Origin of the sequence: Frankia sp. CeD, assembly GCF_000732115.1 — a bacterium.
GTDB lineage: Bacteria > Actinomycetota > Actinomycetes > Frankiales > Frankiaceae > Frankia > Frankia casuarinae.
In genome coordinates, this window is record NZ_JPGU01000001.1 from 319914 (window position 1) to 344135 (window position 24222).

General features: G+C 70.8%; 14 protein-coding genes and 1 pseudogene. 8 read left to right on the forward strand and 7 right to left on the reverse strand.

From position 1 onward, the window contains the following. Positions 1 to 534 (forward strand): WD40 repeat domain-containing protein (locus CED_RS24945; RefSeq protein ID WP_035908214.1); only part of this gene is annotated, 534 nt, incomplete at its 5' end. On the opposite strand, the gene CED_RS01240 is transcribed toward CED_RS24945, so the two are convergent. Together CED_RS01240 and CED_RS01245 are read right to left on the reverse strand one after the other, a co-directional pair. Further along, complete coding sequence (locus CED_RS01240) at positions 516 to 1946, reverse strand: class I SAM-dependent methyltransferase (protein WP_035730760.1); 1431 nt, start codon at positions 1944 to 1946, stop codon at positions 516 to 518. The two genes, CED_RS24945 and CED_RS01240, sit on opposite strands and share 19 nt — an antisense overlap. Beyond that, the gene (locus CED_RS01245; RefSeq protein ID WP_035908215.1) at positions 1943 to 4531 is read right to left on the reverse strand and encodes a haloacid dehalogenase; all 2589 of its coding nucleotides are present in this window, start codon (positions 4529 to 4531) and stop codon (positions 1943 to 1945) included. The genes CED_RS01240 and CED_RS01245 overlap by 4 nt, the downstream gene beginning before the upstream one ends. Positions 4532 to 5045: 514 nt before the next feature. Between CED_RS01245 and CED_RS01250 the strand changes: the two genes are divergently transcribed. The 5 genes from CED_RS01250 (at position 5046) to CED_RS22015 (ending at position 11672) form a co-directional block, all read left to right on the forward strand. Beyond that, on the forward strand, positions 5046 to 6002 hold the full coding sequence (locus CED_RS01250; protein ID WP_035908216.1) for an ABC transporter permease: 957 nt from the start codon (positions 5046 to 5048) through the stop codon (positions 6000 to 6002). Beyond that, positions 5945 to 7384 carry an ABC transporter ATP-binding protein gene (locus CED_RS01255; protein ID WP_369807762.1) on the forward strand — a complete coding sequence of 480 codons (1440 nt, stop codon included), beginning with the start codon at positions 5945 to 5947 and terminating at the stop codon, positions 7382 to 7384. The genes CED_RS01250 and CED_RS01255 overlap by 58 nt, the downstream gene beginning before the upstream one ends. Next, positions 7381 to 8799: a glycosyltransferase family 2 protein gene (locus CED_RS01260; RefSeq protein ID WP_035908217.1), complete on the forward strand. Its 1419-nt coding sequence runs from the start codon at positions 7381 to 7383 to the stop codon at positions 8797 to 8799. Before CED_RS01255 ends, CED_RS01260 begins: the two co-directional genes overlap by 4 nt. Then, a complete protein-coding gene (locus tag CED_RS01265) occupies positions 8796 to 10400 on the forward strand; it encodes a glycosyltransferase (RefSeq protein WP_035908218.1) in 1605 nt (534 codons plus the stop codon). The genes CED_RS01260 and CED_RS01265 overlap by 4 nt, the downstream gene beginning before the upstream one ends. A 45-nt stretch (positions 10401 to 10445) precedes the next feature. Further along, a complete protein-coding gene (locus CED_RS22015) occupies positions 10446 to 11672 on the forward strand; it encodes a glycosyltransferase family 1 protein (RefSeq protein ID WP_084680652.1) in 1227 nt (408 codons plus the stop codon). Between the two features lie 1821 nt (positions 11673 to 13493). On the opposite strand, the pseudogene CED_RS01275 reads toward CED_RS22015, so the two are convergent. The 4 genes and pseudogenes from CED_RS01275 to rfbD all read right to left on the reverse strand — a co-directional run bounded on the left by CED_RS01275 (position 13494) and on the right by rfbD (position 18803). Next, positions 13494 to 14906 (reverse strand): annotated as a pseudogene (locus CED_RS01275) (hypothetical protein). 98 nt (positions 14907 to 15004) lie between these two features. Continuing rightward, positions 15005 to 16699: an MDR family MFS transporter gene (locus tag CED_RS01280; RefSeq protein ID WP_035908220.1), complete on the reverse strand. Its 1695-nt coding sequence runs from the start codon at positions 16697 to 16699 to the stop codon at positions 15005 to 15007. A 49-nt stretch (positions 16700 to 16748) separates the two neighbouring features. Then, entirely contained in the window at positions 16749 to 17609 is an 861-nt protein-coding gene (locus CED_RS01285; protein ID WP_051868613.1) for a TetR family transcriptional regulator, read from the reverse strand. A 297-nt stretch (positions 17610 to 17906) separates the two neighbouring features. Beyond that, positions 17907 to 18803, reverse strand: a complete 897-nt coding sequence (gene rfbD / locus CED_RS01290) for a dTDP-4-dehydrorhamnose reductase (protein WP_011435168.1) — start codon at positions 18801 to 18803, stop codon at positions 17907 to 17909. Positions 18804 to 19108: 305 nt separating this feature from the next. On the opposite strand from rfbD, the gene CED_RS01295 reads away from it, so the two are divergent. After that, positions 19109 to 20938 carry a DUF2142 domain-containing protein gene (locus CED_RS01295; RefSeq protein WP_035908347.1) on the forward strand — a complete coding sequence of 610 codons (1830 nt, stop codon included), beginning with the start codon at positions 19109 to 19111 and terminating at the stop codon, positions 20936 to 20938. On the opposite strand, the gene CED_RS01300 is transcribed toward CED_RS01295, so the two are convergent. Next, on the reverse strand, positions 20922 to 21998 hold the full coding sequence (locus tag CED_RS01300) for a glucose-1-phosphate thymidylyltransferase (RefSeq protein ID WP_035908221.1): 1077 nt from the start codon (positions 21996 to 21998) through the stop codon (positions 20922 to 20924). The genes CED_RS01295 and CED_RS01300 overlap by 17 nt on opposite strands. Positions 21999 to 22282: 284 nt before the next feature. On the opposite strand from CED_RS01300, the gene CED_RS01305 reads away from it, so the two are divergent. Beyond that, positions 22283 to 23968 (forward strand): LCP family protein, encoded by a 1686-nt coding sequence (locus CED_RS01305; RefSeq protein WP_035908222.1) that lies wholly within the window; start codon positions 22283 to 22285, stop codon positions 23966 to 23968. The last annotated feature ends 254 nt before the right edge of the window (positions 23969 to 24222 follow it).

Here is a 24222-nt window from a genome sequence, read left to right on the forward strand (position 1 = left end):
ACGGCCCGGCTGTGGGACGTCACCGATCCGCGCCGGCCGCGACCGCTCGCGGCCATCACCGCGCACACCGACTACGTGTGGGCGGTCGCCTTCAGCCCGGACGGCCGGCGCCTCGCCACGGGCGCCTATGACGGTACGGCCCGAATCTGGGACATCACCAATCCGTCTCGGCCGGCGGCCACCGCTTCCTTCCCGGCCGACGAGAAATGGGTGTTCGACGTGGCGTTCAGCCCGGACGGCAGGACCCTGGCCACCGCGGGCTGGGACACCACGGTGCACCTGTGGGATGTCACCGAACCGGGCCGGCCGCCGGCGATCGGCACCATCACCGGGCACGGGGACTGGGTGCAGGCCCTGGCGTGGACACCGGACAGCCACAGCATCGCCACGGCAAGCGACGACTACACCGTGCGCATCAGCCGGATCGGTGACGCCGACCTGATCGCCGCCGCGTGCGCCGACCCGTCGAAGCAGATCACCGATGCCGAATGGCAGCGCCACATCTCAGACGTGCCCTACCAACCGGTCTGCTGACCATCCGAGGTCCGCTCCGAGGGCGGTCGCCGCATGCCCGGCGGCGCCGCTGCCGGCGGGGGNGGCACCGGGGNGGCCGAGCGACGGCGCAGCGCGGGCAGGGCGCCGCGACCCGCGCCGGCATCGGCGATCCGCGTCTGTACCCTCGCCAGGCGGTCCTGTCCGGTGGTGCTCAGCCGGGACCGCAGCACCGAGTTCGCGATCCGCGCGACCTGCATCAGCTTGGGCTCGTCGACGTCCGCGGCCGCCCAGTGGCTCTGGGCCCACCGCTCCTCGCGTTCCTGCTCGCGCCGGCGGAGCTCGGCGACCTCCTGCTCAAGCTGGGCGATACGGTGCAGGTGCTCGAGCTCGATGGCCGCGAGCCGGCTGCGCTCGTCGTCCAGGCGCGCCCACTCCCGCTGCCGCGCCCGGGCGACCGCCGCCGCGGTGTCCTGCAACCGCAGGACGTGCAGGTAGAGGTCGATGCGGTTGCGCTCCAGGCGGGAAAGTAGCCGGTTGGACACCCACGGAATGAGCAGGTCGGCGACGCGACGCGCCCAGGGAGCCCGCCGGTCGATCACCACGCCCAACCCGAAGATCGGTGCCACGGTGAAGAAACGCAGGTCAGGGTGGTCTGCGACGAAGTCCTCGACGGCCGTGCGCACCCCGTTACGCGGACCGCCCTCGGTCAGCGCCCAGGCGAAGGCTCCCATGCCCCGAAATCCCCCGGGAACCGTCTCCCTGTTGTCGATCTCGACACCGACGTCCCACGAGTGCGGCTGCCGGGCGCCCTCGGGAATGCGGTCGGGGTTGTAATACTGGTCGCGCCGGCCTGCCGGCCAGCCGACGTCGTGCAGGATCACCAGGGGAAAGTAGGACCGGCCGAACAAGGTGACCGCTCGGTCGATCTCGGTGAGCTCGCCGTGCACGGTGGCGTAGTTGTGGTCCCCGTCGATGAGGTAGGCGTCGGTCGGCGCGTGGCCGTCGAGCGCCTGCGGGCTGTGCCCCCGGATCACGTGCACATCGAGGCCCCCGCCGGAGGCCGGCGACACCCCGGGCTCGGGATCGATGACCACTAACCGCCCGCCACCGCCACGGCGCAGCAGGTCGACGAGGAGCGAGGTGGTGACCCCGCTCTCGGAACCGATCTCCGCGATGCTGCGCGCCCCGGACGTCTCCAGCAGCGGCACCCAGATCTCGCGCAGATCGGACAGGGAGTGCAGGAGCAGGGGCGCCAGCGTGGGTTCGGCGGCGTCCCCGACCTCGACGGCATGATCGCCCTGCCAGGTGGGCGCCGTGCCTGGNCCGGTGCCCGGTCCGGTGCCTGGTCGGGCCTCGAGGTCCGTTCCGGCGTCCATCCCGGCGGCGACGGCGGCGAGCTCGGCGAAACTGTCCCGAACCTCGCTGCGCTCTGAGTCCGGGTGGTCCGTCACCGCGATCCCCCGAGCTCGCGCCGGATCTTGCGGGCCGCCCGCAGCGGCAGACCGTCGCGGGCGGGCTCCGCCGCGGGCAGGGCCAGCGGATCACCCCGGATGCCCATCCAGCCGAACGCCAGCTCGACGTCGAGGGCGTAGACCCCGGCGAGCTGCGGCTGTGTGGCGAGGTCGATCGTGTAGACGAACTGTGGGTCGTCCCCGGTGATCTCTACCAGGTTCGGCTGGAGCAGCCGGCAGCCGAGGAGGGCGAGCTGCTGGGCGGGATCGTCCAGCGAGGTGATGGTTATCTTGTCCGGCTCTGGGGTGTTGTTGATATGAAAGGACAGCGTCAGCCAGTCCAGGCGGAGCAGACCGCGCCGACCCGCCGGGTCGATGCGGATCCGGCGTACCCCGACCGCCTCCAGGCTGAGCCGGACGATCGACAGGCCGTCGCGGGCCGACCGGGTGACCGCCGTCTCCTTCGGACCGTTGACGAAGTCCCCGCCCGTGTCGATGTAGNCCTCCACGGGCCCCGCCGCGGCCTCGGGCGAGACCTCCTCCGGCGGGATGCCCGCGGCGGCGGCCAGCCCGCTGATCACGGCCAGCGGCCGGTTCGCGACCCCGGCCACCCCGGCGGGCCAGTAAAGCTCGCGCATGGAGATCCGGTCGATGTCGGCCGGGGTGAGATACGGCATCCGGCGGACCAGCTCCGGCGGCAGCAGGCCCTCGGTGGCGTCGGAGCCGAAGTTGTCGTCGTGCGCCCAGGCACCGAAGGCCGCGGCCTCCACCGCGGTCGGCCGGGCGACGAAGCGGGTCAGCGTCCGCAGCCCCGCCTGGCGCGCCCCGGCGCAGGCCAGCGACGGCATCGGGGTCTCCGAGCGCCGGTAACGCAGCCATTCCCGCTGGAAGGCCAGGACGCCGTCCTGGACGGCGGCTCGCTGGGCGACCTGCGTCCGCGAGGTCCGGTCGATGCTGAGCACCGGATTACCCATCTCGTCGAAGGAGACCAGTGACCCGACGTCGGGCATGCAAAGCTGCTCGAGTACCTCGGGGCTACGCATGAGCTGGTTCGCCAGGGTCTCGGGCTGACCGCTTGTCGCAACATATCCCTCCAGCTCCAGACCGGCCAACCGGTGCGTCATCGCCGCCTGGTTCGTAGCCAGGTACAGGCCGAGGATGTCCAGCCCGCGGCCGGTGGAGGCGAGCAGCCGGGTGAGCAGCGCCTGGATCGTCCCGCCCCAGCCCAGGTCGAGGAAGACGACCCGGCCGCTCTCGGGTAGCTGGCTGTCGAGGTAGCGCACGTAACGCTCACGCAGGCGGGACGCGGTCAGCACGATCTCGCTGCGGATCCGCTCATCGGAACAGAGCGCCTCGAGGGTGTCGTCGAGCAGGCCGGGCACGTCGAGGCGGCGGTCGGCCAGCGCCGAGATGCCGGCGACGTTCTCCAGCCGGACCCCGAGCTGGCGCAGCAACTGCCCCACACTCGGCGCGTGCCGACGGACCAGGAAGCTCCTGAGCTCCTCGGGGTTGCCCTCGAAGACGTTGGCCAGCGCGCACACCTGCCGCGACGCCCACAGCGTCGAAATGGTGACCCCGACATCCTCGCCGGGACCGACGAGCAGGCGGGAAAGGAAGTCGCCCTCCCGCATCAGGCAGTGGATGTGGTCGGCGCCGAAGTCACGGGCCCGTTCCACAGCCCACTCCGCGAAACCGGTGAAGACCGGCCCGAAGACCGTCGCGCCGGCCTCCCAGTACCGGCGCAGCCCCGCGGGGACCGCGAGGGCGTCGGCACGGTGCAGTGACCGGGCTCGCAACGCGGTCATCCCGTAGTCGCCGTCTACCGGGTCGATCGGGAGGTCGTCGCTCGGCGCCTTACGCAGACCCTCGAGCTCAAGGGTCTGCTCCAGCGCCCCGGAGTACTTCGGGTAATGGATGGCGACAAGCCCGTGCTCGCGGGCGCCCTCGACGTCGGCGACGGGGTGGTCGCCAAGGTGCACGACCCGGGACGGCCGCAGGTTCGACGCTGCGAGCATGTGCTGGAACAGCCCGTCACTCTTCGACGTCCCTGCGTCGGAGGAGGTGAAGATGTGGGTGAAGGGCACGCCGGCCAGCTCCGGCCGGTTCAGCAGCCGTTCGAGCTGGCCGGCCGAGAAGTACGTGTCGGACAGCAGGTAGACCGGCAGGCCGAGCTTCGTCATGGCGAGCTCGGCGAGCTCCACCACGGCGAGGTCGGCGCGGCAGAGCTCGCGTTCGACCGCGACCTCTGCGTCCAGGAGGTCCTGGACGCCGGGGGCACCGGGTAGCGCAGGCAGCAGCAGCTGCCAGATCTCGTCCAGCCGCACCTCATGGGTACCGCGGGTGGCCTCGGCGTGCAGGCGGGCCAGCTGCTCGGCGTGGACCCGCAGCCGNGCAAACTCGCCCGGGGAGACGCTGGCGGGCAGGNGGCCCGCGTCCGCGAGCCGCCGGCCCAACAGCACGAAGGCATGGGCGGGCTCTGGCACCATGCGCCACAGGAGGGTGTCGAAGACATCCAGAGTCAGGGCCTGTGCCCCGCCCGACTCCAGGTGCGACCACACTTCGCGTAGCCGGACGTCGGTGAACACGACCGTCCTCTCCGTGCGGCCGGTTACGACCGCTCCATGCGGCCGGTTACGACCGCCTCCGCCGGGTCAGCCACGACGGCCGGCGTGCGTCGGGATTCTCCCCCGCGGCCTCGGCCGGCCGAAGCCAGATGGACGGATCAATACTATGAACCGTGCTCTGGCCGTCGGCCACCGGAGTGGGTGGCGTCGCCCGCCCGGCGATGGCACGGTACCGTCCGATTCTGACGAGAAGCGGGCCAGTTCGACCCTGGACACCATTGACTATTCTTCCGCAAGCAGGGCGATACTCTCGGTAGCCGGAAAAGACGGCCGGTCGAGTCGCGGAACCCGCTTGGACGTGGGACGAACCAGGGGCGCCTCGGTCTCGGTAGTGTTCAGGTCCCCGAAGCGTCGAGCCAGAGTGTCGAGCCGAAGTGTCGAGCCGAAGTGTCGAGGAGGAGCGGACAGGTGCAGCTCCAGTCGCGCCATGGCGGCGAGCGGTACCCGCGCGTTCGGGAGACGGGGAGGGCGGGCCGTGTCACATCTGGCTGACGCCGCGCTGCCGCCGGTGGCTCCGTCCGCCCCGGAGCCGCAGACCGGTCCGCCAGGGCCGCCCGGGCCGGAGCACCATCACGCGCTGGACGTGAGCCGGCTGGCCCGTCGCAGCCGGGCCCAGACGAGGGTGCGCTGGGAACTGCTGCGCAATCTCATCCGCAAGGATCTCAAGGTCAAGTACAAGGGGTCGACGCTGGGATTCGCCTGGTCACTGGCGAACCCGATGCTCCTTCTCGTCGTGTATACCTTCGTGTTCCAGATCGTGCTGAAATCAGGAATCCCCCGCTTCGGTATTTACCTGATGTCCGGGCTGCTCGTCTGGAACGCCTTCTCGGGCAGCGTGTCCGCGTCCTGCGGCAGCGTCGTGGCGAACGCGAACCTCGTCAAGAAGGTCCGCTTTCCCCTCGCCGTGCTCCCCCTGTCGGCGGTCGGCNTCGCCGCGGTGCACTTCCTGCTGCAACTGCTGGTCCTGTTCGTGGTGATCCTCGCGCTCGGCTACAGCCTGCTCGGCCCCGAGCTGCTGCTGCTCGTCCCGGCCGGAGCCGTCGCCCTCACCTTCACCGTGGCACTGTCCCTGCTGGTCAGCGCGCTCAACGTGCGTTACCGCGACACCGCCCATCTGCTCGACGTGGCGCTGCTCGCCTGGTTCTGGCTGAATCCCATGGTGTACGCCTTCGGCCTCATCCAGAACAGGTTGGCCGACCTGACCTGGGTGTATCTGCTCAACCCGATGGCCGTCGTGGTCATCACGTTCCAGCGGGCGATCTACGATCCACCCCCGGGTAACTCGACGGGCTCCGCCCCCATCCTGGCGAACCCCGGTTACACGTTCTACCTGGAACATCTCGCCGTCGCCGGGGTGATCTCCCTCGCCCTGCTGTGGCTGGGGCTGCACGTGTTCCGCGCCCTGCAGGCGGACTTCGCCGAGGATCTGTAGTCGGCCCGTGGCGGACCGGCCCTGTCCTCGTCGCCCGCCGAAGGCCCCGGGAGCCAGCACGCCGACCGCGGTGCGATCATGATGGGACGTCCGCAGGCGGCCAGCAAGGAGTAGCAGTAGNGNCCCGATNCNCGNCCGCGTNCCCGCCGAGCCCCGCCGCCCCGCCCGAGGGCAGGGAGGCCGCCGCGTCACCCGACCCGGCGCGCGAGGCGCCCGTGGTGATCGAGGCCGCCGGAGTGAGCAAGAAATTCGTCTCGTACCACAACCGGGCGACCAGTCTGAAGGAACGGTTCGTCCGTCGGGGCGGCCCCGCCGGGGACGACTTCTGGGCACTGCGCGACATCGACGTGACGATCGGACGAGGCCAGACGGTCGGTCTCGCCGGTGCGAACGGCTCGGGCAAGTCGACGCTGCTCAAGGTGCTCGCCGGGATCCTGCGCCCGACAGACGGACGGGTCTCGGTACACGGTCGGATCGCCTCGCTGCTCGAACTCGGTGCCGGGTTCAACNGCGAGCTCTCCGGCCGGGACAACGTCTACCTCAACGCGTCCCTGCTCGGACTGTCCAAACGGGAGATCGATCAGCTCTTCGACTCCATCGTCGACTTCTCCGAGCTGCGCCACAAGATCGACGATGACGTCAAGCACTACTCGTCGGGCCAGTACGTCCGCCTCGGCTTCGCCGTCGCCGTGCACGTCGACCCGGACGTGCTGCTCGTCGACGAGGTCCTGGCCGTCGGGGACGAGGCGTTCCAGCGCAAGTGCCTGGCCAAGATCGCCGAATTCCGGGCCCAGGGCCGCACGATCCTGTTCGTGACGCACTCCCTCGACCTCATCGAGAACATGTGCGATCGCATCCTGGTCTTGGAGTCCGGGTCGCTGTTCTTCGACGGCCCGCCGGCCGTGGGTACCAAACTGCTGCGGCAGAAGCTGGGCAGCCTGCCCGCGGGGGAACCGGTCTCCTACCAGTACGCCACGGTCAGGCCGGAGTCGGTCACCTTCAGCCACGAGCCGGGCGGGCCGCCCACCGTGCAGTACGGCCCCGGCGAGTCCCTCACCGTCAGCGTCGAGTTCGACGTCACCGAGGGTGCCCCCGAGCACGTGTACCTGCACACCTACATCGTCGGCCAGAACGAGGTGCCGATCTGGATGATGGAGACGCCACTCGGCGGGCTCGCCATCGGGCCAGGNCGCCACATCGTCGACTTCTCGGTACCACGCCTGCCCGAGCTGCTCGGCGCCTTCGCGGTGAAGGTGCACGTCTCGGACGCCGCCACCGGCGTCCCGGTCACCACCCGCCGGTTCGAGGAGCTGTTCGGCGTCGGTGGTGCGCAGGCGGACGGACTGCTCAAGGTCGACTACGATGCGAGGTTGCGCGGATGAGCGAGGAACGCCCGACCCGGCCGGAGGCGGGATCGGCCGTCGAGTCGAAGACCGTCGAGCCGCTGGCGACCATCGTGATCGTCAACTGGAACGGCGCGCATCTCCTCCCGGCCTGCCTGGACGGCATCGCCAAGCAGGAGGCGGATTTCGCCTACCAAACCTGGGTGGTCGACAACGCCTCGTCCGACGGCTCGCGGGAGCTGCTCGCCGAGCGCTACCCCTGGGTACGCGTGGTGCCCGCGGAATGCAACCTCGGTTTCGCCGGCGGCAACAACCTGGCGCTGCGCCAGGTCACGACGCCGTTCGCGGTCCTGGTGAACAACGACGCGATCCCCGAGCCCACCTGGCTCGCGGCGCTGCTGGCGCCGTTCGACGAGCCCGGCGGCCGGCATCTCGGCGCCACCACCGGCAAGGTCGTCTTCCTCCCCCGGTTCCTGCGGATCAGGCTGCACACGCCTACCTTCGTCCCGGGTCCGCACGACTCCCGCGAGCTGGGGGTGCGGGTGTCCTCGGTGACGGTGGACGGGCGCGAGGCGCTGCGCGAGGTGCTCTGGGAGAACCTCACCTATGGTGCCGAGGGACCGAGCGGCTCGCCGTACTTCTGGACCCGAGGGGACGGCGAACTGTGCGTGCCGATCCCCGACGGCGGCCCGGTCACCCTCGGGTTCACCTGGGCGGCGGAATCGCGCAAACAGGTCACCCTGAGCTGGGACGGCCCGACCGGCACGTCGGCCGGAGGGCGAGCGGACCTCGCGGTGGGCCCCGAGTCGACGACGGTGTCGCTGACCGTCGGCGGTGAGGCGCCGCGGGTGGACGTCATCAACAACGTCGGCGGCATCGTCCTGACCGACGGTTACGGTGCCGACCGTGGTTACCAGCAGGTCGACGTCGGCCAGTTCGACCAGCCGGAGGACGTGTTCACCGCCTGCGGGAACGGGATGGCGATCCGTTCGTCGCTCGGCCACGAGCTCGGCTGGTTCGACGACGCGTTCTTCCTCTACTACGAGGACACCGACCTGTCCTGGCGGATCCGGGCCCGCGGGTACGGCATCCGCTACGTCCCGGGGGCGGTGCTGCGTCACATCCACTCGGCGTCGAGCGTCGAATGGTCACCGCTGTTCGTCTTCCACACCGACCGCAACCGGCTGCTGATGCTCACCAAGGACGCGACCGCGCCGATGGCGCTGGCCGCCGTGATCCGCTACCCGCTGNCCACCGTCTCGATCGCGGTGCGCACGCTGCGCCAGGCCTGGCGCGCGCGCAGCCAGCCCGCGATCCGACCGACCCTGCTGCGGCTGCGGGTGTATGGCTCCTACCTGCGGCTGCTGCCCGACATGCTGCGGGCCCGGCGCGAGATCGGGCGCAGCGCCGCGCAACGGCGGGCGAGCCTGCAGAGCTGGCTGGTGTCCCGATGAACGATCCCGCGAGAGCCGGCCAACCGGCCGAGAACGACCAACCGGCCGACGGGGTGCGGGCGGCGGTCTACAACCGGTTCTGGCACTCCATGGGCGGCGGGGAACGCCACAACGGCATGATCGCCCAGGTACTGGCCGCCGAGGGCGCCGTGGTCGATCTCCTCGGGCACTCCGAGGTCGACCTCGCGGCGNTCGGCGAGCATCTCGGGCTGGATCTCGCCGACTGCCGGTACGTGCGGTTGCCGGACCGGGGCGAGGAGGCCATCGCCGTCCTCTCCAGACGCTACGACCTGTTCGTAAACGNTTCGTACATGAGCCGGATCATGCCGAAGGCCCGCCACTCGGCGTACCTGTGCTTCTTCCCGACGCCGTTCGACCACGACATGGCGGCCTGGCGCAAGGCCGCGGTCCGCACGGCCGGGCCGCTGCTGCGCGGGGTTCGCCCAGCGGTGAGCTTCGGCCAGGGCTGGTACCCGCCGGAGGGCGGCCGCCGCCGGCAGTGGACCTGGACGAACGGGGCGGGCATCCTCGCCGTCAGCCCGGGCAAGCGGCGCACCCTGCGCGCCGATATCGGCCGGCCCGGCGCGCCCGTCGGTACGGCGTTGCGCCTCCTNGACGCCGACGGCGGCGTGCTGGCCAAGCTGCGGATCGGCACCGACTTCACCCCGTTCGAGGTATCGCTGCCGCCGTCGGCGAACGGTACCGAGCTCACCCTGGTCAGTGACGCGTTCTCGCCAGGCGCGGCGGACGTGCGCGAACTCGGCGTGGCGGTGAGCCGCCCCCGGGTCACCGATGGTGGCGAGGGGCCGATCGCCCGGCTCCCGCTGCGTTTCCCCTGGCTGCTGCGGGACCCGGCCGACCTCGGCTACCTCGACGGCTACGACGTGGTCATGGCCAACTCGCGGTTCACCCGNGGCTGGATCCGCCGGTTGTGGAAGCGCGACGCCGACCTGCTGTTCCCCCCCATCCAGGTGGAACGGTTGCATCCGGCGCCGCGGCGGGAGAAGGCCGTCGTCACCGTCGGCCGGTTCTTCGCCCCCGGCCTCGGCCACGCCAAGCGACAGCTGGAGATGGTGCAGTGGTTCGGCGACCTGTACCGTGCGGGCAACCTGCCCGACTGGACGATGCACGTCGTCGGCGGCTGTGAGGACTCTCAACTGCCCTACCTGGAACAGGTCCGGGCGGCCGGCGCGGGGCTGCCGGTGGAGATCCATCCCAATGCCCCGCGCGCCGAGGTCGAACGGCTGCTCTCGACCAGCTCGGTGTTCTGGTCGGCCACCGGGTACGGCGAGGACGATGACCGGCGTCCCTGGACGGCGGAGCACTTCGGGATGACCACCGTCGAGGCGATGGCCGGGGGCTGCGTTCCCGTCGTCATCGACCGGGCCGGCCAGCGAGAGATCGTCCGGCACGGAATCGACGGCTACCGATGGACCGGCCCGGAGCAGGTTGCCTCCTTCACTCGCCGGCTCGCCGCCGAGGACGGTCTACGCGGTCGGCTCGCCGCCGCGGCGATCGAACGCGCCCAGACCTTCTCCGATGCGGCGTTCGCGCGGCAATGGCGGGAGATCGCCATCCGGCACGGGTTGTACGAGCGGTGAACCGGCGGGGCGTGGNACTCCCGGNAAGGAGGGGATGATTCCGGCATGAGGGTCGTGCTGGACGGCACGCCGTTGCTCGGGCAACGCACCGGGGTCGGCCGCTACACCGAGCATCTGCTGACCGGGCTCGCCCGGCTCGCCACCGAGCCCGGGCGGGAAGCCGGGGCCGGGTGGGAACTCGCGGCGACGGCGTTCACCTGGCGCGGGCTGGACGAGCTGCCGGGCGCGCTGCCGGCCGGGGTGCGAACGGCGGCCCGGCGGGCACCGGCCCGGCTGTTGCAGGATGCCTGGGCCCGCTCGGAGTNCCCGCCCGTCGAGTGGCTCNCCGGCCCCGCCGACGTCGTGCACGCGACGAACTTCGTCCTTCCACCGCTGCGCCGGGCCCGCGGTGTGCTGACCATCCATGACCTGTCCTACCTGCGTACCCCGGACACGGTGACGGCGGCGTCCGCCCGCTACAGCGATCTGGTCCCCCGCGGCCTGCGCCGGGCGTCCGCCGTGCTGACGCCCAGCCGCGCGGTGGCCGACGAGGTGGTGACGGCCTACCGGCTCGACCCCGCGCTGGTGACCCCGACGCCGCTCGGCGTCGACGACGCCTGGTTCACCACGGCGAAGCCGNGCCTCGCCTGGCGCAGGGCCCGTGGCCTGCCCGAGCGGTACCTGCTGTTCGTCGGTTCGGTGGAGCCCCGCAAGAACCTCCCGGCGCTGCTGGAGGCGGTCCGCCGGCTGCACGCGGCGAAAATCGACGCTCCGCCGTTGGTGCTCGTCGGGCCTCCGGGGTGGGGACCGGCACTGGACCTGGCGAACCTGCCGTCCGACGCCGTCGTCGTCGCCGGTTATCTCGACAGCGAGGCACTGCGGATGACCGTCGCCGGAGCGAGCGTGCTGTGCTTCCCGTCCCGGTACGAGGGCTTCGGGCTACCCCCCCTGGAGGCGCTCGCCGCNGGGACTCNGGTGGTCGCCGCCGACANCCCGNCCGTGNGGGAGGTCACCGCCGCTCTCGTCGACGTCGCCGCCCCCGCCTGCCGGTCCCCTGAGCAGACCCCTGGCCAGGCCCCCGGGCTGACCATCACCCGCTCCACCAGTCCGGTGCGGCTCGTTCGGCAGACCGACCGCGACTCGTTCGCCGACGACCTCGCCGAAGCGATCCTGGAGCTGCTCGACTCCCCCGGCGACACCGACGCCGGCCGGGCGCACGCCCGCACGTTCACCTGGCGGCGCACCGCGCAGCTCACCGCGGCCGTCTACCGCCGGGTCAGCGAGCTTCCATAACGCGACGACGAGCAGGACACCGCCGAGAACGGCCCATCCCGCCAGGCACGACAGCCCGAGGTCGGGCGGGCCCGGGGCCGTCTGGTCCCAGGCGGTCCGCAGCCGGTCCAGGTTCGCCAGCGGGGCGAGCGCGGGCCGCTTGAATGCCAGGTCACGGATGAGCATGACCACGGTGAGCGCCGCCAGCGCGGCGACGACCGCGACCGTCGGCAGGCCGCGACGGCCCAGCGGCAGCGATCCGCAGCAGGCCGCGACGACAAGGGCGAGGATCGGCAGTATCGGCAGCAGGTACCGGGTGAACGGCGCGCCTCCGACGGCGACGTAGCCCACCAGGGTGGCGACGACGAGCAGGCAGTGCAGGGTGAGCAGAAGGCCGATGACGACGCTGCCGGCCAGCCGACCTCCCGGTGGATCCGCCTCGGGATGCCCGTCGNCCGCCCCGTCGTCCGCCGGCCGGGTATCGGTGGTATCCGCGATCCGAGTGCCCGGCCGCGCAACGGTCCGCAGCCGGGCGCCCAGGACCCGAATCCCCGCCGCGACCAGACCCGCACCGGTCACGACCGCGACCCCGACGGCGATCGTCCGGGCGTGACCGGTCAGCAGGACGGAACGTCCGAAGAACCCGCGGTAGATGTGCCACCAGAAGTCGCTGTCGCGTGACACCTGCCAGGCCGACGTCCGCCCATCGCGGATCGGGAACATCTCGGCGACCCGGCCCGAGGCGGTGGGATCGCCGTACCGGCGCACGTTACGCAGGTAGAACCAGCCGGTCGCGGCGAAGGTCAGCGCGACGAGCACGACCGCGGCCGTCAGGCCACGCCCGGCTCGCCGCAGCGCGCCACCGGACGTCCACATCGAGACGGCGACAGCGAGAGCCGGGACGACCACCGCGACGGCCAGCGCGCCGCTGGCCCGGCTCGCCGCCGCCGCCGGGCCGAGCACCGCCAGTGCCGCCAAGGTCCGCGGCCCCGGTCCCCGGCGGATGATCGCAACGGTCACCGCGAGCAGGCCGGTGATGGTCGCCACCGCCAGGGTGTCGTTGTAGACCTGGCCGGAGATGAGGACGAACATGCCGACCACGCCGACAATCGCCGCCGCGCCGACCGCGACACCGGGCCGCCCCGGCAGCACACCGCGGACCAGCGCCGCAGTCGCGATCACCGCGGTAATCCCAAACGCCACGTTGAGAAGGCGGGCGGCCCGGAAACCGGCCAGCGGATGATCCAGCGCGACGCCCGTCCGGAGCGGGACGGCCTCGACCGCGTAGAACAGTGGTGGATGGTTCGCGGTGTAGGTGAGGTCGACGTTCGCCAGTGGTCGGCCGAGGCGCACCCCACAGAGCCGATCGACGTGGGAGGCCACCGCGGCCCGCGCCTGCGGCGGCGGCACCACGCAGTCGGCGGGCAGTCCCGGCATGCTCGGGATGCGGGAGTGCACGGGCGAGTCGAGCACGGGCAACGAGCCGTCGGCGACGTCGAACGCGTAGGCGGTGTGCTGTGCCTCGTCGGCCGAGGTGAAGGGAGGCACGACCGCGGCGACGAGCACGCCGAGCGCGGAGAAAACCATGCCGGCCGCGACCACCCCGATCACAAGCCAGCGCCGCCCCGGATCCGCCACCCGCCAAGCCTCCGGCGCCGCACCGGTCCCAGGCACCCGCATGGAGGTCTCGACCGCCTGCCACGCATCCCCGCCAGGCACGTCGGCAACCCTCTCCGCCTCGGCCGGGTAGTGTCGCCCCGACTACCACGCCGCAACGCCGGTCAGCCCATCGAACATCAGCGACGATCGTTTGGCGGATACGACGGTATCGTCCGCTTGGCGTCAGCTGTCCGGCGGGCTGTTATCCGGCGGTCGGCGCTGTCCGGCGGTCCGGCTTTGGAGCGCGGCAACTAAGCCGGCCGCGCCCAGGACCGCGGCCGATCCGATCGGCCCGATGACCGCGGCGAGGTAGCGGTAGTCGAATCCGGAGGTCAGCGCGGACAGCACGAGGGTCGACAGGCCGGCCCCGGCGGCCAGCCAGAACAGCCGCCCGAGCCCCGGCCACGCCGCCGTCNCCCCNCTCCTGCGTNCCCGGCGAACGGCCTCGAGCAGTACTGCCGCGAGACCCGCCAGCAGACCCAGGCCGACAAGCGGCATCGGAGCGTAGGCCAGGCGAGAGTAGCCGGCCAGCCAGCCCGCCGTGGGGTTGTGCACCTCGGTCGCGACGAAATAGCCGTCGTCGGCATGCGGATCGTCCGGGGTCAGCACGTTGGTCACGCCGGACGGCAGTTCCCAGGTGTCCGCCCGCGAGGTCTTCGTCGTCTCATGCCGGACCGGGGAGAGATAGCCGACGAGGTACCGGGCCGACGTCGTCACCAGCATCCACGGCTGGTGACGCACGNCCTCGTCCGCGAACTCGGCCGCGAGGTCCTCCCGCCCCGGTGGGATGTGCCGGTGCCCCTGACGCAGAGGGGAGCCGGCCGGCCACAGGTAGCGAACCGGCGAACCACGCTCGTCGACCGGCCGTGGGTCGCACAGGGTGCGCAGGTCCGCTCGTGACAGCGCGGAACAATCCGCGAACGGCGCCACCCGCCCGTACAGGAAGAACCCGGAGTGCGCGGAGACGGCGAAGCCCCCTCCCGCCGAGGCGCTCCACCCGGAGTAGGCCAGGATCGGCGCGGCGGCGGCCAGCACGAAGGCGAGGACGGGTCGGGCCGCCCGAGGAGCGGCAACCGACCCGGCCCGGGAAGTCGCGCGCCGCCGGTCGGCCACCACGGTGCCGAGCAGGACGACCAGGCCGACCGCCAGCGGGCCGTAGCCCACTGTCCGCACGCACAGGCCTGCGCCGAGCAGCAGGCCGGCGGCGGCGCAGGCAACGGGCCGAGGGCGTCCCGGTAACGCGAGCAACGCCACGCCGACCGAGACGAGCACCCCGAACNGGCTGTCGGCGAGGACGAACTGGCCGAGGTCCAGCACCCNNGGGGAGAGCNGNGNGGGGGNGGNGGNGNGGGNGGCGAGCCACGGCCGGCGGACGACCCGCAGCGCCACCGCATAGAGCGCCACCGCCGCGCCCAGCGTGAGCAGGTGCTGGACGACGACGACCCGCGTCAGGTGGGCCTGGCCGTCGAGGATCCGCAGGAACATCGGGTAGCCCGACGGCCGCCAGTCGCCCGGCCAAATGTCCCGCCACGCCTGGTCGAGGTAGGCCGCCGAATCCCCGAGGTACATCAGCGCGGGCGGGTAGGTGACGATCACCAGGACCCGAGCGGCGATCCCGGCGGCGACCAGCAGCAGAAAGACCGCGTGCCGACGGGGCGTCCCGCGCAGACGCCGACGCGCGGTCGAAATCGCGGCTACTTGAGGACCTCCGCGGTCTCATCCGCCTTCGCCGAGCCCGGCGCCGCGGGCCGCGGGCCGCCGACGGTGTTTCCCAGGCGGATCTCGGGCAGCAACCAGGCCAGCGCGAAGGCGCACAGACCGATCGGCACCGCCACCAGGAAGACGGTCTGCATCGCGTCCGAGAACGCCTGGACGAATCCGTCCCGGATCGTCGGGGGCAGCCTGTGGAGCACCTGGGGGCTGAGGTTGGAACCGGAGGCGGACAGACCGGATGGCAACGGGATGCCCGCAANCCGCTCGGCGAGGTTNCCCCTGAGCTGGTTCGCGAAGATCGCGCCGAACACGGCGGTACCGAACGACCCGCCGATGGACCGGAAGAAGGTCGCACCCGAGGTGGCCACGCCCATCTGCCGGTAGTCGACGGCATTCTGCACGGCCATGACCAGGACCTGCAGGACCGCGCCGATCCCGACCCCGAGGACGAACATGGACAACGTGAGCTGCNGCGTGGAGATGTCGGGACTGATGAACGACAGCAGGAACAGGCCGATCGACATCATCGCGGTACCGACGACCGGGAAGATCTTGTAACGGCCCCACCGGCTGATGAGCCGGCCGGAGATGATCGAGCTGAGCAGCAGCCCACCCATCACCGGCAGCATCTGCAGGCCGGAGTCCGTCGGGTCGACTCCCTTCACCACCTGGAGGAACAGCGGCAGGAAGACGATCGCGCCGAACATCGCGAAGCCGACGACGAAGCCGACCGCGCCGGCCACCGAGAACNCCCGGACCCGGAACAGCGTCAGCGGCAGCACGGGTTCGACCGCCACTCGTTCGACGAACACGAACCCGACGAGGAGCACGACTCCCGCGACGCCCATCCCGATGATCTCCGGTGATCCCCAGGCGTAGGTGGTGCCGCCCAGGCTGGTCAGCAACACGAGGCTGGTCGTTGCCATGGCCAGGAGCACGGTGCCGAGGTAGTCGATGACGTGCCTGATGCGGTTCCTCGTCGCCNGGAGCGCCAACGCCGTCACCACCAGGGCGACCGCGCCCACCGGCAGGTTCACGTAGAAGACCCAGCGCCAGGAGAGATGGTCGACGAACAGGCCGCCGAGCAGCGGACCGACCACCGACGACACACCGAACGTCGCGCCGAACAGCCCCTGGTAACGGCCTCGATCGNGCGGCGGAACGAGATCACTGATGATCGTCATCGCACTGATGATCAACCCGCCGCCGCCGAGCCCTTGGATGGCACGGAAGGCGATCAGCTGCCCCATCGACGTACTGGCACCGGCGATCATCGAGCCCACCAGGAAGATGACGATCGCCACCTGGAACAGGATCTTGCGGCCGTACAGATCACCGAGCTTGCCCCAGACCGGTGTGGACACCGTGGAGGCCAGCAGGTAGGCAGTCACCACCCAGGAGAGATGGGTGGCGCCGCCGAGATCCCCGACGATCGTCGGCAGTGCCGTCGACACGATCGTCTGATCCAGCGAGGCCAGCAGGATTCCGAGGAGCAGCGCTCCCATGATCAGCCAGAGCCGGCGCTGGTCGGAGACCGGCGAGGGGATCACGGCGCCGCCGCGGGGCGCCGGGGACGTGCCGGCGCCGGTTCTGGCGGACTCGACGGAGTCCACGGAGTCCACGGAGTCCACGGAGTCCACGGGCTCGGCGGACTCCGCTGATCGAGCCTGCGTCATGACCGGCTCCCTTCATGGTCGTCGCTGACGTCGACGTGCTCGGTCGATCTCATTCGGGTCGCTGTCCTCGTTGTTCTCGTTCCCGGTGCTCCCGGTGCTCCCGGTGCTCCCGGTGCTCCCGGTGGGACGACATGATCGGCGCGTTCGGGGTGCCCACCACGTCGAATCCGTCCGACCCGCCGGACTCGGGTGGGGCGCCGGACCCGCCCAAGGTGCCGGAGGGGCCGGAGGGGCCGGAGGGGCCGGGCGGAGCCAGGCCGCGGGCCAGGATGTCGAAGGCGCGGCCGAGAGTGTCGGGCAACGAAGCGTCATCCGGGGACTCCTGCCACCGCACGGTCAGGGTCCGCACGACGGCCAACGTCGTCGCGACCAGCACGACGGGGTAGGGGTCACGATCGGGATCGAGCCCGCAACGCCGGCCGATNGCCTCGGCGAGAGCACGTTCGTAGGAACTCCAACTGGCCGCGTAGGCCATGGTCAGATGAGGATGGGCACGGATGATCGCGAGCCGGACGCGCCACAGCTCGACCTGATCGGGTGCGACGAGGGCGGCCCGGTCCAGCATGACCGCCCGCAACGCCGCCAGCGGCTCCTCCTCGGGAGGACGCTCCGCCAGCGCCGTGCTGATCTCGGTGATGTCCTCGGGATCGATGCCGGCGATCGCGTCGTCCTTCGTCGGGAAGTAGTTGAAGAACGTCCGGGTGGAAACCTCGGCCGCGGCGGCGATCTCGTCGACCGAAACGTTCTCCAGACCACGCTCCGCGACAAGCCGGATGGCCGCGGCCCGCAGGGCCCGGCGGGTCTGCCGCTTCTTGCGCTCCCGCAGCCCCGGCCCGGACGACCTCCCGGGCTCGCCAGCCCGACCCGGGACGGTCGCCGCGGGTGCCGCCGTCGGATCCTTCCCCGTCACCGCTTCCCCGATCTCGATCCGCTCCCTCGATATCCTCTTTCTCGATAACTTTGCAGCACGCGCACTTATTCTCATCGTGCAAAATTCTACTGTGACAGTCAACACGATCGGCGCCCACCGGGAACNGTCGCCGAAGGGCCAGGTAGATCGGGCCAGGTAGATCGGGANGACGGGGCCGGGCGGGGACCGGACATCAGGCGAGAGTCAGGCGCGCCCCCGCCCACGGCCGGGGTGCGGTGGGTCGACGCTGGCCGGTCGCGCAACGATCGACAGAAAGATCGGTACCCGGCAGAACGATCAGCCGCGCAGCGCGTCGCCCGCCGCGGCGAAGGCCGCGGACAGCGCGGCGTCCCAGGCCCGCGGAGGAGTGAGTCCCGCGTCCACCCATGACCGCCCGGAGAGCACCGCGTAGGCCGGGCGCCGGGCCGGACGGGGAAATGCCTCCGTCGTCGTCGGCGTCACCTTGGCCGGGTCCTGGCCCAGAGCGGCGACAATCTCGCGGGCGAAGCCGAACCACGTGGTCTCGCCGGCGTTCGTGCAGTGGTAGACGCCGGTCGGTGCCGTCGAGGAAGCGAGTTCGAGCAGCCCCGACGCGAGATCGGCCGACCAGGTCGGCGAGCCCACCTGATCGTCCACAACGGACAGCGTGTCCCGCTCACGGGCCAGGCGTGAGATCGTCTTCACGAAGTTGCTGCCGGTCCGGCCATAGACCCATGCGGTGCGCACCACATACGAGGCATCGGGCAGCAGGGCTCGGACAGCCTCCTCCCCGGCCAGTTTCGTCCGGCCGTACGCCGAGACGGGACCGGTAGGATCGTTGACCTCGTAGGGCTTGGCGGCCCGCCCGTCGAAGACGTAGTCAGTCGAAATATGGATCAGGGTCGCGCCGACCTCGGCGCAGGCCGCGGCGAGGTGCGCCGGCCCCGTGGCGTTGACCGCATAGGCGCCGGCCTCGTCCGACTCCGCCGCGTCGACGTTTGTCCAGGCCGCCGTGTTGAAGACGACCAGCCCACCCTGGATCTTCGCAGGACGCGCCTGGTCGCGCAGGACGGCGCGCACCCGGGCCGGATCGGTGATGTCGAATTCCGCCCGAGTCAGACCGGCCCAGCCGGACACCGGGGAGCCCGGTTCCGCGGCTCGGGCCTCGAGCAGCCGGCAGAGGTCGGCCCCGAGCTGACCGGCGGCACCGGTCACGAGAAAACGCACCTTCCGAGTGTCGCAGACACCGTGACCCGCCCGGTTCAGGATCCGCCCAGGATCAGCCCGTGTCGAGAAGAGTGCGACAGACAGGCAACGGTTACCCCACGCCGAGCTCGTCCAACCTCTCACATCGGTCGTCTACGCTGGCGTCAACCATGGATGCCCCAGAGCCGTCGATCATCGACTGCATCTACACCACCGGTTCCACGCCCGATCCCGCGGCGGAGACCAGGCCGGCAGGGACGAGGCCGGCAGGGACGAGGCCGGCAGGGACGAGGCCAGCCGCCGAGGCGGTGTCGATGCCCGGTCCGCGGCGCGTGCCGGTGTTATTGCTCCTCATCACGGCGGTTCACCTCGGCCTGCTGCTCAGCTACGCGTTCGTGTATCCGACCTGGACGGGATACGACGAGGCTCAGCACGTGGACATGGTCTACGGCCTGCAGCACGGAGTCGGCTGGCCCGCACCAGGCAAAAAGATCATCTCGACGGGTGTAGCCGCGACCTCTGACGACTTCGACCGCGGCCGCTTCCAGGACATGTTCCAGGCCGGTGGGAAACGGCGGGGCTCCCCGTCCTTCGCCGAGATCGATCCGACGCCACGCGGCCAGCGCCAGTCGTTCGACGCCCTCGGCGGGGTTGCCCCCGTCGGCGACGGCCGTCTCTCCAACCAGATGGTGCAGCATCCACCGTTGATCTACGTGGTCGGCGCCAGGCTGCTCGACGCCCTGCCGGGCTCCAAGCACTGGGCCTATGACCAGCAGGTCTTCGTCCTGCGTCTGTTGAACATCCTGGTGGTCGCGCCGCTGCCCCTGCTGGCATGGCTGGCGGCACGCCGCTTCGGACTGGATCAACCATCGGCCCTCGCCGCGGCGACCCTGCCACTCGCCGTGCCCGGGTTCACCAGGGTCGGTGCCACCTTCAACAATGACGGCCTCCTGATGCTCGCCACCGGCGGGCTGACCGTCACTCTCGTGGGTGTGCTGCGCGGCGACATGCGTCGCCGCACCGCCGCCCGGGCCGGGATCTGGTTGGGAATCGCCCTGCTGACCAAGGCGTTCGCGCTGGCCCTGCCGGCCATGATCGTCGCCGCCTATCTGGTCGGCTGGTGGCGCCTGCGGCGTGCGGGGCGGCAGGCACCGGAACGGTCCGCGTATCCGGCCGGCCGGCTTTTCGCGTCGCGTCGCGCGATCGGCTCCCTGCCATGGACGCCGGCCACGCTGGCGGTCGGCCTCGGGCTCGCCCTGGGAGGTTGGTGGTGGATCAGGAACTACGTCCTGTACGACTCCGTCCAGCCGAACGGGTGGGCGACGAACCCGCCGCGGCGGGAACCACTGCTGCTTCCGGACTCCTTCCTCACCTGGTTCTGGTACTTCTTCCGGACTATGATCAGCCGCTTCTGGGGCGGGCTTGGCCTGTTCGAGCCGCCCCAGCTCTCCCCGGTCGCCATCGTCGTGGCGACCGGGGCGGTTGTCGGACTGTGCGCGGCCGCGCTGGCCGCCGGACCCCGCCGCGCCGCGCGGCCGGACCGGCTGGCGAGTACCGCCGGGCCGGCGGTACTGCTGCTCCCGGTCGCCTTCGCCTATCTGATGGTCGGGCAGCGCAGCTGGGCGGAGTACCAGCAGTACACCCGCGGCATCGCCGTCCAGGGCCGGTATCTCTACCTGGGGCTGGTCGGTCTGGGGGTGGTGTTCGCTCTGGGCCTGCGCGCGGCGCTGCGCGGCCGGGAGCGACTGGCACCCGCCGTCACGCTGGTCGGCGCGCTGCTGATGCAGGGTCTGGGGCTGCTGGCGGTCTGTTCGTACTACTGGTTGCCGCGCCAGGTGTCCTTCACCCCGGCCCGCGTTCCCGAGATCGTCGCGGGGGCCGGCCGCTGGGCGCCGTTCCCGATCGGCGTCACGATCACGGTCTTCGCGCTGTCGGCGGTGCTCGTCGTTCTCTGCCTCGCCGTCGCGGTGCGGGCGGGCGGAGCCAGGGGCACGCGGGAGGCCGCGATCACGGGTCCGGGATCGGGTCCGGGATCGGGATCGGGATCGGGATCGGGCGGTCACCGGCCGACGCCCGCCCCACGNAGTCCGTCACGGATGCGCAAGGGACATCCGCTCCGGGCAGGCCTCAGGTCCCCGTCGTAGCCACCGAGACGCGGGAGTGGTCGCCCAGCATGAGCCGATGCGCCCTGGGCAGGGCCGCGGAGGGGACGACCTCGACATCCCGGCCGATCAGCGAGTCCTCGATCCGCCCGATCCCACGGATCGTCGCCCGCTCCAGCACAATCGAGTACTCGATCTCGGTCCGTTCGATGACGCAGGAGTGAAAGATCGAGGTGAACGGGCCGACATAGGTATCGANGAGGGTGGTGTCCCGGCCGATGATGGCCGGCCCGCGCACGGTGGACCGGACCAGCGAGGCGCCCTCCTCGATCACCACACGGCCAACGATCGTGCTGTGCTCGTCAACGCTGNCACGGATCGCCGGCTCGATCGACTCGAGGAGATGGCGGTTCGTCTCGAGCATGTCGTCGAGTCGGCCGGTGTCCTTCCAGTAACCCTCGACCAGGTGGGAGGCGACCTCGTATCCGCCGTCGACGAGCCACTGGATCGCCTCGGTGATCTCCAGCTCGCCGCGGGCCGACGGTTTGATCGCCCCCACGGCGTCGTGGATGGGGGTGCCGAACATGTAGACGCCGACGAGCGCCAGGTCACTCGGCGGAACGAGCGGCTTCTCGACCAGTCGAATGATCTGCCGATCCGCACCGAGCTCGGCGACACCGAAGGCGGAGGGGTTGTCGACCCTGGTCAGCAGGATCAGGGCGTCCGGAGTGGTCCGTCGGAATTCCTCGACCAGGCTGGAGATCCCACCGATAATCAGGTTGTCGCCGAGGTACATGACGAACGGTTCATCGACGAGGAAGTCGCGGGCGATGAGCACGGCATGTGCCAGTCCGAGCGGCGCGTCCTGGCGGATGTAGGTGACCTGGATCCCGAATGCCGAGCCGTCACCTACCGCCGCCTGGATCTCGCCGGCCGTCTCCCCCACGATGATCCCGACATCGGTGATACCGGCGTCACGGATGGCCTCCAGGCCGTAGAAAAGCACCGGCTTGTTCGCCACTGGAACAAGCTGTTTGGCCGAGGTGTGGGTGATCGGCCGCAGACGGGTTCCCGAACCACCAGCAAGGACGAGGGCCTTCATGATCCGAAACCCTATCGTGCCGNTTTGAGCTNANANAAAGTAACCGCCGATGTGATTCCTATCACATGACGGCTCGATCCATCTTTGCCCGCCCGTCACCGTGAACACCCACATGTGCAACGGGTATTTCCAGGCGCACCGGGCCGGCGACAGGCACACCCCGCCCAATACGGGTACGTTGGGTAGTCGCAGGGTTCGGGGCGGCCAGTCGGCGGGAAACCTTACCGCGCATCTGATCGTTCCAGACTCAGCAGACATCTCGGGCCGCCTGGGAGGGGGACACGGTGACCGACGCGCCGCCGCGTCTGTCCGCGGGGTCCCAGGGCCCGCCCCCGCGGCGACGAAATCGTCTGAATCCGACCGCCCGTGCGTATCGAGGCCCGTCTCCGACCCGGGACGACCACCAGGCACGCGACGACCACCAGGCACGCGACGACCACCAGGCACGCGACGACCACCAGGCACGCGACGACCACCAGGCACGCGACGACGAACACGACACTCGCCGGGAGCGGTCTCTGACGTCCCGCCTGCTCACGGTAGTCGCAGCGATGCTCGCCGCCGTGGTACTCCTTGCCGCGGTGGGCGGCTGGACCGCCTACGAGTATTTTGACGCCCAGATCAACCGGATCCGCCTCGGGCTCGGCGGGGACCGGCCGGCGGAGGCCGCGGNGGGCACCCGGAACTTCCTGCTGGTCGGATCGGACAGCAGGGCGGGCACCGGCGGCGAGTACGAGAGCCAGGGAGCGGTGACCGACGAACGGTCGGACACGACGATGCTGGCCCACCTCGACGTGGACGGGACCACGACGATGGTCTCCTTTCCGAGGGACACCCTCGTGCGCATTCCGGGGCACGGCCTCGGCAAGCTGAACTCGGCGATCACCCTCGGCGGTCCCAGTCTCCTGATCAGAACGATCGAGAATCTCACCGACATCAAGATCGACCACTACGTCTCGGTCGATCTGGCCGGTTTCAAGGAGATGACCGACGCCATCGGCGGTGTCACCGTCTGCGTAAAANCGCTACCAAACGGCGGAAAGTCCAATCTGTACGATCCGTGGTCACAGTGGCGGGGCACGGTAGGCAAGAATTATCTCAACGGAGAGCAGGCACTCGCCTTCGTCCGCCAACGCCACGGCCTACCCGACAACGATTTTGATCGCATCCGCCGTCAGCAGCAGTTCATCGGCGCCGTCTTCACCCAGGCAACCACGACCGGGGTGCTCGCCAACCCGGTCAGGCTGGAGAACCTGCTCCAGGCCGCGACCAGGGCGCTCACCGTCGATGACGGCACCAGCATGAACGACATGCGCGCGCTCGCGACACGGCTGCGCGGGATGTCCGCCGATCAGATCCGGTTCGAGACGATCCCCGTACACNCCCCGACGCCGGCCGAGGGCGGCAACGCCGTGGGGGAGCTGCCGAGGTTCGGCTCCGTGCAGCTTTACGACCCCGAGACGCTGGAGAAGTTCCTCGCTCCGCTGCGCGGGCGGGCCCGTGACACGCGGGAGTCCTCCGTTACCCCGGCACCGACTCCGACGGTCGACCCGGCGCAGGTGCTGATCGACGTCTACAACGGCGCCGGAGTGGGGGGCCTCGCCGCCAAGGCCGCCGGGGCGCTGCGGCAGGCCGGTTTCCGGGTCGGCCCGCCGCAGACGTGGCAGGCCGGCGTGGTGGAGACGACGCAGGTGCGCTACCGCCCAAGCGAACAGGCCGCCGCCCATGCCGTGCAGGCCGACGTGCCCGGCAGCCGGTTGCGCGCGGACGCCTCCGTCCCCGCCGGCCACATCGCCCTCGTCCTGGGCACGTCCTACAACGGGGTGAACCCGAGTCCAGCGGCCGGGGGCGCCGGATCGACCGGTGGTACCGGCACAGCCGCCGGGGCGACCGGNGGGNCCGCTACGGCGGNCCCGCCTCCCGCCTCACCGTCAACGGCCGCGGATCTCACCTCGGGGTGCACGTACTAACCGCTCGCCGTCTGACTCACCGCCGGCTGACTGATCGTTCACCCGACCGTCCGATCACATTCCGCGCCGTCCGCACTACGGCCGGAGACGAGATCAACCCCGCCGCGAACATCCGTGCTTGTCATGGCAACGTCTTGGCCGTCCGGAACGTCCAGTTAGACGGACACGGCTGCCACATCACGACCACGACGGCCGCGGCATGCGTTCCGGCGGGGGTTCTCCCGCCCCGGCCGCCTGAACGAGGAGGGCTTTCG